This is a genomic window from Micromonospora sp. CP22, assembly GCF_009712475.1.
Lineage (GTDB): Bacteria > Actinomycetota > Actinomycetes > Mycobacteriales > Micromonosporaceae > Micromonospora.
Genome location: NZ_VCJO01000001.1, coordinates 442,428 through 458,503, shown reverse-complemented (window position 1 = coordinate 458,503; position 16,076 = coordinate 442,428). Strand labels below are relative to the sequence as shown.

Annotated in this window: 12 protein-coding genes; 6 read left to right on the top strand and 6 right to left on the bottom strand. The window is 71.7% G+C overall.

The window, feature by feature from the left end:
- Positions 1–118: 118 nt before the first annotated feature.
- From FF096_RS02130 to FF096_RS02110, 5 genes are read left to right on the top strand one after another with little or no spacing between them, the layout of a single operon-like run.
- Positions 119–2,230 (top strand): molybdopterin oxidoreductase family protein, encoded by a 2,112-nt coding sequence (locus tag FF096_RS02130; RefSeq protein WP_155214580.1) that lies wholly within the window; start codon positions 119–121, stop codon positions 2,228–2,230.
- Positions 2,227–3,672 (top strand): FAD-dependent oxidoreductase, encoded by a 1,446-nt coding sequence (locus FF096_RS02125; protein WP_155214579.1) that lies wholly within the window; start codon positions 2,227–2,229, stop codon positions 3,670–3,672. Before FF096_RS02130 ends, FF096_RS02125 begins: the two co-directional genes overlap by 4 nt.
- A complete protein-coding gene (gene nirB, locus FF096_RS02120) occupies positions 3,669–6,206 on the top strand; it encodes a nitrite reductase large subunit NirB (RefSeq protein WP_155214578.1) in 2,538 nt (845 codons plus the stop codon). The genes FF096_RS02125 and nirB overlap by 4 nt, the downstream gene beginning before the upstream one ends.
- Positions 6,203–6,550, top strand: a complete 348-nt coding sequence (gene nirD, locus FF096_RS02115) for a nitrite reductase small subunit NirD (RefSeq protein WP_155214577.1) — start codon at positions 6,203–6,205, stop codon at positions 6,548–6,550. Before nirB ends, nirD begins: the two co-directional genes overlap by 4 nt.
- Positions 6,550–7,638, top strand: a complete 1,089-nt coding sequence (locus FF096_RS02110) for a uroporphyrinogen-III synthase (protein ID WP_155214576.1) — start codon at positions 6,550–6,552, stop codon at positions 7,636–7,638. The genes nirD and FF096_RS02110 overlap by 1 nt, the downstream gene beginning before the upstream one ends.
- A gap of 65 nt (positions 7,639–7,703) precedes the next feature.
- Here the strand turns inward: FF096_RS02110 and FF096_RS02105 are convergent, their stop codons facing one another.
- The 4 genes from FF096_RS02105 to FF096_RS02090 are packed head-to-tail and all read right to left on the bottom strand — an operon-like array spanning position 7,704 to position 12,200.
- Positions 7,704–8,327, bottom strand: coding sequence for an ATP/GTP-binding protein (locus tag FF096_RS02105; protein WP_309222499.1), 624 nt, complete (start codon positions 8,325–8,327; stop codon positions 7,704–7,706).
- The gene (locus tag FF096_RS02100) at positions 8,308–8,670 is read right to left on the bottom strand and encodes a DUF742 domain-containing protein (protein ID WP_155214575.1); all 363 of its coding nucleotides are present in this window, start codon (positions 8,668–8,670) and stop codon (positions 8,308–8,310) included. The genes FF096_RS02105 and FF096_RS02100 overlap by 20 nt, the downstream gene beginning before the upstream one ends.
- A gap of 42 nt (positions 8,671–8,712) precedes the next feature.
- Complete coding sequence (locus FF096_RS02095; protein ID WP_155214574.1) at positions 8,713–9,120, bottom strand: roadblock/LC7 domain-containing protein; 408 nt, start codon at positions 9,118–9,120, stop codon at positions 8,713–8,715.
- Positions 9,117–12,200, bottom strand: coding sequence for a sensor histidine kinase (locus FF096_RS02090; RefSeq protein ID WP_309222498.1), 3,084 nt, complete (start codon positions 12,198–12,200; stop codon positions 9,117–9,119). The genes FF096_RS02095 and FF096_RS02090 overlap by 4 nt, the downstream gene beginning before the upstream one ends.
- Positions 12,201–12,643: 443 nt before the next feature.
- On the opposite strand from FF096_RS02090, the gene FF096_RS02085 reads away from it, so the two are divergent.
- Positions 12,644–13,825: an ABC transporter substrate-binding protein gene (locus FF096_RS02085; RefSeq protein WP_155214573.1), complete on the top strand. Its 1,182-nt coding sequence runs from the start codon at positions 12,644–12,646 to the stop codon at positions 13,823–13,825.
- Between the two features lie 166 nt (positions 13,826–13,991).
- On the opposite strand, the gene FF096_RS02080 is transcribed toward FF096_RS02085, so the two are convergent.
- Positions 13,992–14,852 carry an ABC transporter permease gene (locus tag FF096_RS02080; RefSeq protein ID WP_155214572.1) on the bottom strand — a complete coding sequence of 287 codons (861 nt, stop codon included), beginning with the start codon at positions 14,850–14,852 and terminating at the stop codon, positions 13,992–13,994.
- Positions 14,853–14,949: 97 nt separating this feature from the next.
- Positions 14,950–15,975 carry an ABC transporter substrate-binding protein gene (locus FF096_RS02075; RefSeq protein ID WP_155214571.1) on the bottom strand — a complete coding sequence of 342 codons (1,026 nt, stop codon included), beginning with the start codon at positions 15,973–15,975 and terminating at the stop codon, positions 14,950–14,952.
- Between the last annotated feature and the right edge of the window lie 101 nt (positions 15,976–16,076).

Here is a 16,076-nt window from a genome sequence, read left to right as displayed (position 1 = left end):
CGGTCGCCCTCGGCCACACCAGCCGGCCCGCAGCCAAGGTGCGGTGTGAGCGGCTCTTGACAGGGCCGAAACAAACGGGACGCGGACCGGAAACTGCCCAACGGCACGCTTTGCCGACATGACAGACGGTGCATGGCCGGCGACCCGAACGGGGCGAGAGCCCCGGGAAGTGGCCACCCACTGCCCGTACTGCGCCCTCCAGTGCGGCATGGTCCTGCGCGAGGAGGCCGACACGGTCAGCGTCCTGCCCCGCGACTTCCCCACCAACCGGGGCGGCCTGTGCCAGAAGGGCTGGACCTCGACGGACCTGCTCGGGCACCCGGAGCGGCTGACCAGTCCCCTGCTACGCGACCCGGCCAGCGGCGAGTTGCGCCCGGCCAGTTGGGACGCCGCGCTGGACCGGATCGCCACCGGGCTGCGCGATGTGCGGGAACGGCACGGCCGTGACGCGGTCGCCGTCTTCGGCGGCGGCGGGCTCACCAACGAGAAGGCGTACGCGCTGGGCCGGTTCGCGCGGGTGGTGCTGGGCACCCGGTTCATCGACTACAACGGGCGGTTCTGCATGTCCTCGGCGGCGGCCGCCGGGATGCGGGCCTTCGGTGTGGATCGAGGGCTGCCGTTCCCGCTGTCCGACCTGGGCCGGGCGGACACCCTGCTGCTGGTCGGCGCGAACCCGGCGGAGACCATGCCGCCGCTGATGCGCTGGCTGACCGAGCAACGGGAACGGGGCGGCAAGCTGATCGTGGTCGACCCACGGGTCACCGCCACCGCCCGGCAGGCCGACCTGCACCTGCAACCGCTGCCCGGCACCGATCTGGCGGTGGCCAGCGCGCTGCTGCACATCGCGCTGACCGAGGGGTACGTCGACGGCGACTACATCGCCACCCGTACCACCGGGTTCCCGGCGGTGCGACGCACCGTGGCGGGATGGTGGCCGGCGCGCGCCGAAGCGCTCTCCGGTGTGCCCGTGGCCGACCTGGAGGAGACCGCCCGAGCGCTCGGCACCGCCGAGCGGGCCATCATCCTCACCGCCCGGGGTGCGGAACAGCACGCCAAGGGCGTCGACACCGTCACCGGCTTCGTCAACCTCGCCCTCGCGCTCGGTCTACCCGGACGTCCCGGCTCCGGCTACGGCTGCCTGACCGGGCAGGGCAACGGGCAGGGTGGCCGGGAGCACGGGCAGAAGGCCGACCAACTCCCCGGATACCGCCGCATCGACGATCTTCAGGCGCGGGCCCACGTCGCCCGGGTCTGGGGGGTGTCTGCGGACGAGCTGCCCGGACCGGGAGTCCCGGCGTACCAGCTGCTGGACTCGCTGGGCACGGACCAGGGGCCACGGGCGCTGCTGGTGTTCGGCTCGAACCCGGTGGTCTCCGCGCCCCGCGCCGCCCGGGTCGAGGGTCGCCTGCGCGACCTGGACCTGCTGGTAGTCGCCGACTTCCTGCTCTCCGAAACGGCCGCGCTGGCCGACGTGGTGCTGCCGACCGCCCAGTGGGCCGAGGAGGACGGCACGATGACCAACCTGGAGGGGCGGGTGCTACGCCGCCGGGCGCTGCGTCCGCCGCCGCCGGACGTCCGCACCGACCTGGAGATCCTCACCGCCCTCTCGGCCCGTCTCCGGCCGTCGGTGCGGCAATCGCCCGACGACCCGCGTTCGGTCTTCGCCGAGCTGCGCCGCGCGTCGGCCGGCGGCATCGCCGACTACGCCGGGATCAGCTGGGAGCGGATCGACGCCACCGACGGTGTCTTCTGGCCGTGCCCCGACGGCGACGGACCCGACTCCCCCCGGATGTTCACCGACCGCTTCGCCACCGCCGACGGGCGGGCCCGGTTCCACCCGGTGGAGCACCGGCCGGCGGTCGAGGAGGTCTGCGCCGACTACCCGCTGCACTTCACCACCGGCCGGGTGCTGGCCCAGTACCAGTCCGGCACCCAGACCCGCCGGGTGGCCGCACTGCGCCGGGCCGCCCCCGAGGCGTTCGTGGAGCTGCATCCGGATCTCGCCGAGCGGCTGGGCGTCGCCGATGGCGTGCCGGTACGGGTGGCCTCGCGGCGCGGCGAGTTCCAGGCACCGGCCCGGCTGAGCCCGAACATCCGGCCGGACACCGTCTTCGCACCGTTCCACTGGGGTGGGCGGGCACGGGCCAACTCCGTCACGAACGACGCCGTCGACCCGATCTCCGGGATGCCGGAGTTCAAGATCTGCGCGGTACGGGTGGAGAAGGCATGACCGGGTACAGCGAACGGGTCGTGGTGGTCGGCAACGGGATGGCCGGCGCCCGGGTGGCGGCGGAACTGCACGCCCGTGGCGACGACCTGAAGGTCACCGTGCTCGGCGCGGAGCCCCACCCCGCGTACAACCGGATCATGCTGTCCACTCTGCTCACCGGCAAGATCGGCGAGGCGGACGTGGAACTGGCCGAGGTCGTCGGCCGGGGCGTCGACCTGCGTACCGGGGTGACGGTCAGCGCGATCGACCGGGCCACCGGTCAGGTACGCACCACCGACGGCGACCGGATCCGCTACGACCACCTGGTCCTCGCCACCGGCAGCCAGGCGGTGGTGCCCGCGCTGCCCGGGCTCGACCCGGGACGGCTCCCGGCACGGGTGGTCCCGTTCCGCACCCTGGACGACTGCCGGCGCATCCTCGCCCTCGCCGCCACCGCCCGGCGCGCCCTGGTGCTCGGCGGCGGGCTGCTCGGTCTGGAGGCGGCCCGAGGGTTGGCCCTGCGCGGGCTCGACGTCGGCGTGGTGCACCGGGTGCCGTACCTGATGGACCGTCAGCTCGACCCGACCGCCGGTGCCATCCTCGCCGGCACGTTGGCCGACCTCGGCGTCACCACCCACCTGGCGGTGGAGCCGACCGCGGTGCACGCCGACGCCGCCGGGGTGCGGCTGGACCTGGCCGACGGCCGGTCACTCGACGCCGACCTGCTGGTGCTGGCCTGCGGCGTACGCCCCGACACGGCCCTCGCCACGGCAGCCGGTCTGGCCGTGGATCGGGGGGTGCTGGTCGACGACCGGCTGCGCACCAGTGACCCGCGCATCTCCGCGATCGGCGACTGCGCCGAGCACGACGGCACACTGACCGGGCTGGTGGCGCCCGCCTGGGCGCAGGCGCGGGTGGTGGCCCAGGTGGTGACCGGGCAGGACCCACTGGCCCGGTTCCGGCCACGGCCGTCGGTCACCCGGCTCAAGGCATCCGGCATCGACCTCGCCGCGATGGGTGACCCGACCAGTGGCCCCGGCGAGGAGCTGACCTTCGCCGACCCGGCCCGGGGCACCTACGCCCGGCTGCGCATCCACGACGAACGGCTGGCCGCCGCGATCCTGCTCGGCGACAACCCCGCCGTGGGCACGGTGATCCAACTGTTCGACCGTGGACACCCGGTGCCCTCCGACCGGCGGGCCCTGCTGCTCGGTCGCGCGATCGGCGGGGCCGTCACGGCATCGGCCCCGTCACCGGCGCTGATGCCGGACGCGGCAGTGGTCTGCCAGTGCAACTCGGTGAGCAAGGGGGCCCTCGTGCGGTGTTGGCGGGACGGAGCCCGCACGGTCGACGCCGTGGTCGCGGGGACCCGGGCCGGTACCGGCTGCGGCGGATGCCGCGACGCGGTCGCCGGCATCGTCGACTGGTTGTCCAAGACGGATCCGGTGGAGGTGGGACGATGACCGGCGGCAATGTGGTCGTCATCGGCAACGGCATGGTCGGCCAGCGGTTCGTGGACGCGCTGCGCGCCCGCGACCCACAGCAGCGGTGGCGGGTCACCGTGCTCGCCGAGGAGAGCCGACCGGCGTACGACCGGGTGCGGCTCTCGGCGTACTTCGATGGTGCCGACGAGGAGGACCTCAACCTGCACACCCCGCACGACGGGGTGCGGTTGCGGCTCGGTGAGGCAGCCACCGGCGTCGACCGGAGCCGCCGGGTGGTGACCACGACCAGCGGCGAGTACCCGTACGACGTCCTGGTGTTCGCCACCGGGTCGTACCCGTTCGTGCCGCCGGTGCCGGGCACCGACCTGAGCGGCGTCTTCGTCTACCGGACCCTGGACGACCTCGCCGCCATCCGCCGGTACGCCAAGGACCGCCGCACCGGCGCGGTGATCGGTGGCGGGCTGCTCGGCCTGGAGGCGGCGAACGCGCTACGCCTGCTCGGGTTGACCACCAGCGTGGTCGAGTTCGCCCCCCGGCTGATGCCGGTGCAGGTGGACACCGCCGGTGGCGCGATGCTCCGCCGTTACGTCGAGGAACTCGACGTCACCTGCCACCTGGGGGTGGCCACCACCGCGCTGCGGCCCGGGGCGGACGGGGCCGTCGCCACCCTGGAACTCGCCGACGGCGCGCTGATCGAGGCCGACCTGGTGGTGGTGGCCGCCGGCATCCGGCCCCGCGACGAGTTGGCCCGGGCAGCCGGTCTCGACATCGGTCCACGCGGCGGTGTGCTGGTCGACGACGCCTGTCGGACCAGCGACGAGCGGATCTACGCGGTCGGCGAGTGCGCCGCCGTCGACGGCACCTGCTACGGCCTGGTCGCCCCCGGTTACGCCATGGCCGAGGTGGTGGCCGACCGGCTGGTCGGCGGTGCCGCCACCTTCCCGGGCGCGGACACCGCCACCAAACTCAAGCTGCTCGGTGTCGATGTCGCCTCGTTCGGCGACGCGCACGGCACGACCCCGGGCTGTCTGGACGTCACCTGGACCGATCCCGCCTGCCGGGTGTACGCCAAGCTGGTCCTCTCCGACGACGCGTCGACGCTGCTCGGCGGGGTGCTGGTCGGCGACGCCAGCGCGTACCCGACGTTGCGGGCCAGTGTCGGCGGGCCGCTGCCGGCCGCTCCGCTGGCGCTGCTGGCCGGTGACGACGCGGTGGGCGCCTCGGCCGGTGCCCTGCCCGCGACCGCCCAGGTCTGCTCCTGCAATGCGGTGACCCGGGCGGACATCGACTCGGCCATCGCGGACGGTTGTGCCGACGTGCCCGCCCTGAAGGCGTGCACCCGGGCCGGGACGAGTTGTGGTTCCTGCGTACCGATGCTGAAGCAGTTGCTCGACGCGGCCGGCGTCGTGCAGTCGAAGGCGCTCTGCGAGCACTTCGACGTCAGCCGGCAGGAACTGTTCGACATCGTCCGGGTACGCGGCATCAAGACGTTCTCCCGGCTGATCTCCGAGCACGGTCGGGGACGCGGCTGTGACATCTGCAAGCCGGTCGTCGCCTCGATCCTCGCCTCGCTCGGCAACGGGCACATCCTCGACGGCGAGCAGGCCTCGTTGCAGGACACCAACGACCACTTCCTGGCGAACCTGCAACGCGACGGAAGCTACTCGGTGGTGCCGAGGATCCCCGGCGGGGAGATCACCCCGGAGAAGCTGATCGTCATCGGTGAGGTGGCCCGCGACTTCAACCTCTACACGAAGATCACCGGCGGTCAACGGATCGACCTGTTCGGTGCCCGGGTCGACCAGTTGCCGCAGATCTGGCGTCGGCTGGTCGACGCCGGGTTCGAGTCCGGGCACGCGTACGGCAAGGCGCTGCGCACCGTGAAGTCCTGCGTCGGCTCCACCTGGTGCCGCTACGGGGTGCAGGACTCGGTCGGTCTGGCCGTGGCCCTGGAACTGCGCTACCGGGGGCTCCGCGCCCCACACAAGATCAAGTCGGCGGTCTCCGGCTGCGCCCGCGAGTGCGCCGAGGCCCGCAGCAAGGACTTCGGTGTGATCGCCACCGAAACCGGTTGGAACCTCTACGTCGGCGGCAACGGCGGCTTCCGGCCCCGGCACGCCGACCTGTTCGCGACCGACCTGTCCACCGAGGCGCTGATCACGCTGATCGACAGGTTCCTGATGTACTACATCCGCACCGCCGACCGGCTGCAACGCACCGCCGCCTGGATCGAGGCGATGGACGGCGGGCTGGACCACCTCCGGTCGGTGATCGTGGACGACTCGCTCGGCCTCTGCGCCGAACTCGACGCCGCGATGGCCCGGCACGTCGCGTCCTACTCGGACGAGTGGCGTGACGTACTGGCCGACGCGGACCGGCTACGCCGGTTCACCTCGTTCGTCAACGCGCCGGATGTTCCCGACCCGTCGATCACCTTCGTCACCGAACGCGGGCAGCCGGTACCCGTCGGCGGCCAGCAGGCCACCCCAGGCCGCCAACCCGTCACGCTCGGCCAGCCGGTCGCGCTCGGTCTGCCGGAGGTGCGTCGATGACGACCACGACGGCACTGGACTGGGTCACCGTCTGCCCGGTGGACCGCCTGGACCCGGACCGGGGCGTCGCCGCCCTCGTCGACGGCGTGCAGGTGGCGATCTTCCGCACCACCGACGGGCTGTACGCGATCGACAACCGCGACCCGGTCTCCGGGGCGTACGTGCTCTCCCGGGGCATCGTGGGCAGCCGGGGTGAGGTGCCGACGGTCGCGTCGCCGCTGCACAAGCAGGTGTACGACCTGCGCACGGGGGATTGTCTCGACCTGCCGGGCGTCTCGGTCGCCCGGCACCAGATCCGTTGTCACGACGGCATGGTCGAGGTGCGGCTGCGACAGGAGGGCTGATGCGCGAGGAACTGGCCGGCTTCACCATCGGGGTGACCGCCGACCGGCGGCGGGACGAACTCGCCGCGCTGCTCCAACGGCGCGGCGCCCGGGTGGTGCTCGCCCCCGCCCTGCGGATCGTGCCGCTCGCGGACGACACCGAACTGCGCGAAGCGACCCGCGCCTGTCTGGAACGCCCACCCGACATCCTGATGGCCAACACCGGCATCGGGATGCGTGGGTGGCTGGAGGCCGCCGAGGGTTGGGGGCTCGCCGAGCCGCTGCGCGGGGTGCTCGGCGACGCGTACGTGGTGGCCCGGGGGCCGAAGGCGCGCGGCGCGATAAGGGCAGCCGGCCTCTACGACCAGTGGTCCCCCGCCTCCGAGAGCTGCGACGAGGTGGTCGACCACCTGCGCCAGCGCGGCGTGTCCGGCCAGGTGATCGCCATGCAGCTGCACGGCGAACGGCAACCGGAGTGCACCCGTGCGCTGGAGGACGCCGGGGCCACGGTCATCGAGATCCCGGTCTACCGCTGGGCCCCACCGACCGACCCGGCACCGCTGCACCGGCTGGTCGACCTGGTGGCGGGGCGGCTGGTCGACGCGGTCACCTTCACCTCGGCACCGGCGGTGGAGGCGCTGCTGCGGGCCGCCGGGGACCGCACCGAAACGGTGCTGGACGCGCTGCGAACCGACGTGCTGGCCAGTTGCGTCGGCCAGGTCACCGCCGAGCCGCTGGTCCGACGCGGAGTGCCGGTGAGCGCGCCGAGTCGGGCCCGCCTCGGTGCGCTGGTCCGCACCATCGTCGACGAGCTGCCGCGACGTACCAAGACCATCAAGGTCGCCGGACACCTGCTGACCCTGCGCGGGCACGCGGCGGTCATCGACGGTGAGCTGCGCCCGTTGGCCCCGGCCCCGATGGCGGTGCTGCGGGCGCTGGCCCAGTCACCCGGGCGGGTGCTGTCGCGTACCGCCCTGTTGCGAACGCTGCCCCGTGGCGCCGACGAGCACGCCGTGGAGATGGCGGTGGCCCGGCTGCGGGCCGGACTGAAGGCACCACGAGTGGTGCAGACCGTGGTCAAGCGGGGCTACCGCCTGCAGGTCGACTGAGTCGACACCACCTGCCGGCCCGGTCGGCGGCCGGACCGGCAGGTGGCCTGCGAAGCTCCGGCGGCCTACCCGACCGGGGTCGGGAAGCCGCGATCGTGCTCGGCCTGGAGCCGCGCCATGGCGTGCTCGACAACCGTCATCAAGACCTGCTTGACCGACTCACGTCGCCGGGCGTCGGTCATCACCAACGGCACGTCCGGCGAGATGGCCAGCGCCTCGCGCACCTCGTCCAGCTCGTACTGGGGTGCCCCGTCGAACCGGTTGAGTGCGACCACGTACGGCAGGTTGCGGTTCTCGAAGTAGTCGAGCGGGGCGAACGCGTCGGTGATCCGGCGGGTGTCCACCAGCACCGCGGCACCCACCGCGCCTCGGATGATCTCGTCCCACATGAACCAGAACCGGGTCTGCCCAGGCGTGCCGAAGAGGTACAGGATCAGGTCCTGCGCCATGGTGATCCGGCCGAAGTCCATGGCGACCGTGGTGGTCTCCTTGCCCGGCACCTTGGACGGGTCGTCAATTCCGACTCCCGCCGAGGTCATCACCGCTTCGGTGGTCAGCGGTGTGATCTCGGAGATCGCACCGACCAGCGTGGTCTTGCCGACACCGAAGCCACCCGCGACGACGATCTTCGCGGAGATGATTCCCCGGCTCTGGCGGGCCCCGGCGGGGTCATAGCTCGCGAAGTCCACTCAGCACCCTTCCCAGCATTTCCATCCGCTCCTCGAAACCTGTGGCGGGAGCAGCCGTCTGTAGCGTCAACAGGCCCTCGGCCACCATGTCGGCGACCAGCACCCGGGCGACACCCAGCGGTAGCCGGGTGTACGCGGCGATCTCCGCAAGCGACTCGGGCCGGCCCTCGCAGACCATGGCGATGCGATGCTTGTCGTGCCCGGCGAAACGCGACTCGGCGATCTGGGTGGGACTGGCCACCAACACCGCTTCCAGCGCGATGTCCCGCAACGGCTCGGTCCGGCCCCGGGTGACCGCGTACGGGCGGACGAGCGCACCCCGTGGGTCACGCTGTCGATCCATCCGTGATCACCTCCTCTGCCTTCCGCCGGGCTGGCGCACTCGTTACGACCGCACCGCATCCCGGGGCAGCGGTACCAGCGCCGCGCCCACCCGTTCCACCAGCAATGCCATCTCGTAACCCACCTGGCCGACGTCGCAGCTGCGCGCCGCGAGCACCGCCATCGACGATCCGTCACTGATCGACATCAGGAACAGGTACCCACTGTCCATCTCGATCACTGTCTGCAACACCCCGCCGGCGCTGAACATCCGCGCGGCACCTTCGGTCAGGCTCACCACGCCGGAGGTGATCGCGGCGAGCTGGTCCGCCCGGTCCGGCGGCAGGTCCCGGGAGGAGGCGAGCAACAGCCCGTCCGCGGACACCGCCACCACGTGGGCGATGCCAGCCACGCTGTCGGCGAAGTTGCTGAGCAGCCAACCCATGTCCTGTATGGCCGCTGGCCTGTTCATCGGCTCGTCTCCTTGGTCGAGGTGCTGTTCTGACTCGCCCCGGCCGTCCGTCCACGCTGGACGCCCCGGTGGTACGCCGACAGCAGACCGCGTACCTCGTCGGGAGTCCGGCGGCCGTGCTCACGCGCGCGGGGCTCGATGCCACCGGGCACGAGCTGCGCCTGGGGCACCCGCTTCGGCAGCCCCGACCGGGTCGTCCCCGCGGGGGTGGGCTCGGCCGCCTGGCTGGCCCGTGACCAGCCCTCGTCGGCCGCGGTCCGCCAGGCGTCGTCCGCCGACTGGCCGCTCTCGGGCCGGGCGGACTGCGGTGGCGCGGACTGCGGTGCCGGCGAGGGCCGGGTCTGCGGCGCGCTCGGCGCCGGACCGGTCGTGCTGGCGGACGAGGAAGTGTACGACGGTGGCGGCGCGGGCGTCGCGGCGGCGGCCGCACCCGGCGTGCGGGTTGGCAACGGACTCCGTCCCCTGGTCGGCTCGACAGGAGGCACCGGTGGTGCGGCGGCCACCGGCGGCGGCTGCTCGTCGAACTGCGGCCGGCTGAAGATCGTGGTCGCGTCGTTGCCGTGCGACCGGAACCAGACCGCCTCCATCTCCCGGAAGATCGGCGCCTCGGAGGTCTGCTCCGGTGGAACGGTGATCGGACGCGTCATCGGCGGCGGGGTCGTGGCAGCCAGGCTGGCGCCCAGCCCACGGAACTCGGAGCCGTCACCACCGCCGGGCTGCTGCTGACCGGCGCTCGGCGCGAATCCGGTCGGCGCGTTGACGGCGGCACCCGCGACCGGTCCAGCCGGCAGTCCGGGCGGAGAGAAGTAGCTGTGCTCGGTGGCACCTCGGTTCGGGACCGGATCGAGCGTGGGTTGTGCGACCGTCGGCGTCCCCGCGTTGAACCCGCTGAAGGAGGGCGACGGCGTACGGGCCGGCGGCGGCGCGGCCGGAGCAGCCCCCGGGGTCGGCCAGGGTGTGCCGGGGGACGTGCCGTTGTGGAGTCGGTCGACCAGGGTCGCGGTGTTGCCGCGCCCGGCGGGCTCTCCGAGTCCGGCCGGCGCGGGCGGGGGCTGCTCGACCGCGAGCGGCTGCCGGGGCCGGGTGATCGCCTGGTCGCGACCGCGCAGGCTGGGCAGCACCACGGTGGCGGCGGGCAGAGTTACCTGCGCGACGGTGCCGCCCTCGACGTTGCGTCGCAGCTCGACCCGGATGCTGTAGCGGGCAGCCAGTCGGCTGACCACCGCGAGACCCATCAGGCGGAACGCCGACACGTCGACCGCGGACGGCGCGGCGAGCCGCCGGTTGAGGGAGTCCAACTGCTCGTCAGAGAGGCCGAGACCCCGGTCCTCGATCTGAATGAGCACGTAGTCACGGATCCGCCGCCCGTCGGCGACCACAGTGGTGTTGGGCGGCGAGAAGCGGGTGGCGTTGTCGAGTAGTTCGGCCACCAGTCGCACCACGTCGTTGACCGCGTGGGCCGCCACCGACACGTCGGTGTCGACCGTGCCGAACTCGATCCGGTTGTAGAGCTCCACCTCGGACTGCGCGGCCCGCAGCACGTCCACCAACAGGGCGTCGTCGCGGCGTGGCACGGCCGAGTCCGCCCCGGCCAGCACGAGCAGGTTCTCGTCGTTGCGGCGCATTCGGGTGGCGAGGTGGTCGAGTTCGAACAGCTGCGCGAGCCGCTTCGGGTCCTCCTCACCGCGCTCGATCGCGTCCAGCTCACCGATCATGCGGTCGACCAGGGTCTGACTACGCCGGGCCAGGTTCAGGAACATCGCCGAGACGCTGGTCCGCAGGGCCGCCTGCTCGGCCGCGACCCGGACCGCCTCCCGGTGCACGACGTTGAAGGCCGAGGCGACCTGACCCACCTCGTCGCGGTTGTCGAGCTGGATCGGATCGCGTACCTCGCGGACGATCTCGTCGACACTGCCGTCACTGACGTTGCCCATCCCCTGGAGGCGACGCACCGCCTCCGGCAGGTCGTGGTTCGCCACGGAGAGCGCGCCCTCCCGCAGCCGCCGCAGGGAGTGGTTCAGCGACCGGGCCAGGACCACGGCCAGGGTAACGGCGATGATCAGGGTGAGCAGTACCAGCGTCGTCTCGACGATGGCCTGCCGGATGACGTCCGAGCGAGCCTGCTCGGCCTGGTCGAGCAGGCGGTTCTGCAGCTCGATCTCGGCCCACCGCATCAGCTCGTTGACCGCGCCGATCGCCGAGGTCGCCTCCTGCGCGGTGAACGGCGCACGCTGGTTGACCGCCCGGCTGAGGTCGGTGGCGATCCGGTCGGCGAGCACCACCGCGTCACCGGAAACGGTGCTCTCGACCAGGGCACGCTGCACCGGGTCGGCGGCGAGCGAGAAGGACACCAACGCCTCCTGCTGCCCGGTGAGGGTGGCGACGAAGGTGGAGAACTGCTCGTTGTCCAGCCGGCCACCGCTGAGGGCCGTGAAGACGACCGCTTCCTCCTCCGCGACGGCCGCCTTGGCGCGGGCGAAGGCGGCGACCGCCCGGCGGGTGTCACCGAGTGCCTCGTCGCCGGGCAGCTGGGCCAACCCGTCGCCGTAGCCGACCAGGTCGTTGAGGATCACGCCGTAGCGCAACGCCGCCTCGGCGACCTCCATCTGCTCGCGGGCGAGCACCTCCTGCCGGGTGCCGTCGAGGGTGTCCAGGTGAGCGTCGATAGCCGCGAGTCGGTCGCGGACGGCAGCGGGGGCGTCACCGATGCGGGCCCGCTCCGCGCGGTATTCGTCGATGCGCTGCTGGGTCTGACGGACCCGCAGGTTGTACGCGTCGGCCCGCTGCTGCGGTGCGGCGAGGTAGGCCGCCGCCGCCATCCGTTCGGCGTGCAGGTCGTTCGTCAGCGCGGAGACGTCGGTGGACAGCGCGGTGAGCGCGCGGGCCTGAGTCGCGTCGTAGGCGCCCTCGACGACGGAGACCAGCCGGACCGTGGCCAGCGCGATGACCGCCGCCACCGGAACCACCAGGATCAACGCCAGCTTGGACCGGATCCGGGCATCGCGCAGCCGGGGCAGCCGAGCGCCGCTCTTCTGCGCGGCGTCAGCACGGGCGGGCAGGGTCGTCGGTCCGGTGCTCACGACATCGCCTCCGTCGTTCTCTTCCCGCCACAACCGCCGACCCGTGTGTCGAGCGACGGCCGGCGCCATGCGCGGCACGGCCGCGATTTCATCAGACGAGATCGTGTTTGGGAAGCCGCAGGCGGGCAGGAAACGGTCGGACGGCATGCATCACGTGATCCGGTCAACTAATACCTACATTTCCACAGCGCCCCTGAACAGGGGATGTAACTCCAGCGTGGTCAAGCGTGTCTGCACAGTGAGCATTTGAAAACATTTGGTTACGCCAACATGTGGGATCGGCGTCCCGAAACGTCTTCGCTGACCCGCTTGACCGCAGCGCCCGGCATTGGCAAGGTTTTGCAGGCTTCGCGCACACGGTACGGCAGAGCCGTCCCATTATCCACAGAGGACGGCTGAGTCACCGGTCAGCGGGGCCCCCGTGCCGCATCAGGAGGACAGAGTTGAGCCCCTTCCGCTCCGCGACCGCCACGGCGCTCGTGTCGACCCTGCTCGTCACCACTCTCGCCGGCTGTCAGTTCGGCGGAGACGAGCAGGACACGAGCCCGATCGTGATCGCCGCCGACCTGGAACTCTCCGGCGCCGCGGCCGGGGTCGGCAAGGCGTACCGGCAGGCTCTGGAACTGAAGGTCGAGCAGTTGAACGCCTCCGGCGCACTCAACGGCCGGAAGGTCGAACTTTTGCTGAAGGACAACCGGTCCGACGCGAGTGAGTCACTGCGCAACATCGTCGACTTCAGCAACGATAAGCGAGTCACTGCCATCGTCATGGGTGGATGTAACGAATGTGCGGTCGGCGCGGTCCGTACGGTCAATGAGAACCAGATCCCGACCATCGCACTCGCCGCGGCCGGCGCCGTGGTGAACCCGGTCGCGGAACGCCGCTACATGTTCAAGCTGGCCCCCAACGCCGAGGACAACGCTGCCGCCCTCACCGTCGAGCTACGCCGCCGCAACATCGAGACGGTCGGGCTGCTGCGCAGCAACGACGCCTACGGCCAGGAGGGTGCCAAGGCCTTGCGCCGGGAGTTCGACAAGGTCGGCATCCGGGTGCGGACCGAGGCGTCCGTCCGTGGCACCGACACGGAACTGGACGGACCGGCCGGCCGGGTGGCTGCGGCCGACCCGGACGCCGTGGTCATCTGGACCCCGCCGGAGCAGGCGATGCTCGCGTCCAGCGCGGTCAAGCGGTCCAACTACACCGGTCCGCTGTTCCTCGACGCCGCCGCCGCCGGTGACCTCTTCCTCGGCCCAGCCGCCCGGGCCGCCGAGCGGGCGACCCTGGTCTTCACCCAGACGATGGTGATCGACGACATCATCGCGACCACCCCCGCCAAGGCCGCGCGCCGTCAGTGGTTCCAGGACTACACGGCCCGATACGGCGGCTACCACGGCTCCTCGTCGTTCGCCGCGGACGCGATCCAGCTCATCGCCGACTCGGAGCTGCGGGCCGGCGGCCCCGCTGGCGAGGTCGACCGCAAGCGCCTGCGCGACGTGCTGGAGACGTCCCAGATGGACGGCCTGTCCGGTCCGATCCGGATGACGCCGGACAACCACTCCGGGCTGATGCCGCAGGCGCTGACCACCCTGGTCGCCCGCAACGGCCGGTGGCGGCTGTCCAGCTGATCGGTCCGTCACCGGGTCTGCCCGGTTGCGGTGGAAGTGGTCGCACCGCAACCGGCGGAGGGATCAAGCCTGACCGCCCGGAGCCGGTTGCGGTGCGACCACACCTGCGAGCAGGGGGCGGGACGACCGACTCCAGCCGGGGGTGATCTCTTGGCGGCTGGTGTGGTCAGCGGGTGGAGGTGGTCTCCCGCAGCCAGGGCAGGCTGCGCCGCTCAAGCAGGACCAGCGCGGTGTAGAGCAGGATGCTGACCAGGGCGACGAGGATGATCGCGGCCCAGGCGGTGGCGGTGTCGCCGATACCGGCGTACTGCTGGATCACGTAGCCGAGGCCGCCCTCACCGGCCTGGAACTCGCCGATGACCGCACCGATCGCGGCCAGCGGCATGGCAACCTTCAGACCCACGAAGATCTGCGGCAGCGCGGCCGGGAAACGGACCTTGCGGAACGCCTGCCAGCGGGAGGCGTTCCAGGAACGCACCAGCTCGGCCAGCTCGGCCGGAGTGGTGGTCAACCCGGTGGCGGTGGACAGCACGATCGGGAAGAAGCAGAGCAGGAAGACCATGGTGAGGATCGGCTTCTGACCCCAGCCGAGCGCCACCACCAGCAGCGGGCCCAGGGTGATCTTCGGTACCGCGTTGACCGCGACCAGCAGCGGGGTGAACATCCGCTCGACCGCCCGGGACGCGGCCAGCGCCAGACCGATCAGCACCCCGGCCACCGCGGAGAGCGCGAAACCGATCAGGATCTCGCCGGTAGTGGCGGCGGTGTGCTCCAGCAGTCTGATCGGGCGGTCGGAGAACGCCGCGAGCACGTCACCGGGCGGCGGCAGGGCGGCCGGGTGGACCAGCTCCATCCTGGCCACCAGCCACCACAGCCCGAGCGCGACCAGTAGCCCGGCAGTCGGCAGCAGCGCGGCGGTCGTACCCGAGCGCAGGTCACCCGCTCGCCACCGTCGGCCACGTACTGCGGCCGGCGGTCGCTCGGGTGCGAGCGTCGCCTCCGGCGGCCGTGGGCGGACGTCGGTCATCGGATCCTCCTGCGATTCAGTGCCTTGGTGGGCGGGGAGCGGAGCACGCCGCACCGCACGATGCGGTGCGGCGTGCTCCGTGCGACAGCGAACGACCTCAGGCCTTCGGCGCGAGGTCGAAGTCGATGATCTGCTCGGGGGTGAGGTCCGACTTGAGGGCGCCGGCACCGCGCAGGATCGCGATGCTCTTGGCCACCCGGCCGCTGTCCAGCGTGCCCAGCGCGGTGCCCGAGTTGTTGGACCGGACGTACCCGGCCATCAGCTGCAGCTCGGCGGCAGCCGCCGCGGGCACGACCGCCTCGGCGTTCTTGGCCAGGATCTCGGCGGCCTCGTCGGGGTTGGCCAGTGCGTACTCCAGACCCTTGAGCAGGGCCTCGGTGAACCGCTTGACCTGCTCCGGCTTCTCGCTGGCGTACTGCTTCGAGGTGATCAGCACGTTGCCGTAGAGGTCCTGCATCACGTTGCTGTAGGGCAGCAGGACGGCCTTCTTCTTGGTCACCGTCTCGATGGTGGGCTGGCCGACGACGAACTGACCGATGCCGTCCACCGAACCGGAGGCCAGCGTGCCCATCAAGGACTGCGCCTCGCCGTTGACCCACTTCACCTTGGTGTAGTCGATGCCGGCCATCCGGGCGTACGTCGGGAAGAGGTTGCGGACCACCGAGCCGGGGGTGTCCGCGAGGGTCTTGCCCTCCAGGTCCTTCGGCGTGGTGATGCCGGTGCCGTCCACGGTGGCGATGGCCGCCATGGTGCGCTGCTGGATAGCGGCGACCGCGACGAAGTCCTTGGCGTCACCGTTGCCGAGCTGGAGCAGCCCACCGGTCAGGTCGATCGGGCCGAACTGCGCCTGACCACCGACGATCGTCTGGATCACAGCGCCGGTACCCTGCCCCGGCTTGATCTCTACGTCGAAACCGGCGTCCTTGAAGTAGCCCTTCTCCTTGGCCACCCACGCGTACGAGTCGCGTCCGAAGTTACCGAACGACGTGAGGTACGTCACTTGCTCAAGGGACGAGCCGACGCTGTCGCCGTCGCTGTCGTCGGAGCCGCTGCTGCACGCGGAGACCAGGGCCAGGGCGGTGGCCATCGTGGCCGCGGCGACCGTACGGGTCAGCCTTCTCATCAGTGCACCTTGTCCTTTCCAACCGGGGCGTCGGGCCGCCGGAAGGGAGTTGTCGGGGCGGCACCGGCAGCCGGATGGAAGCCGACACCGCGTATCGAGGG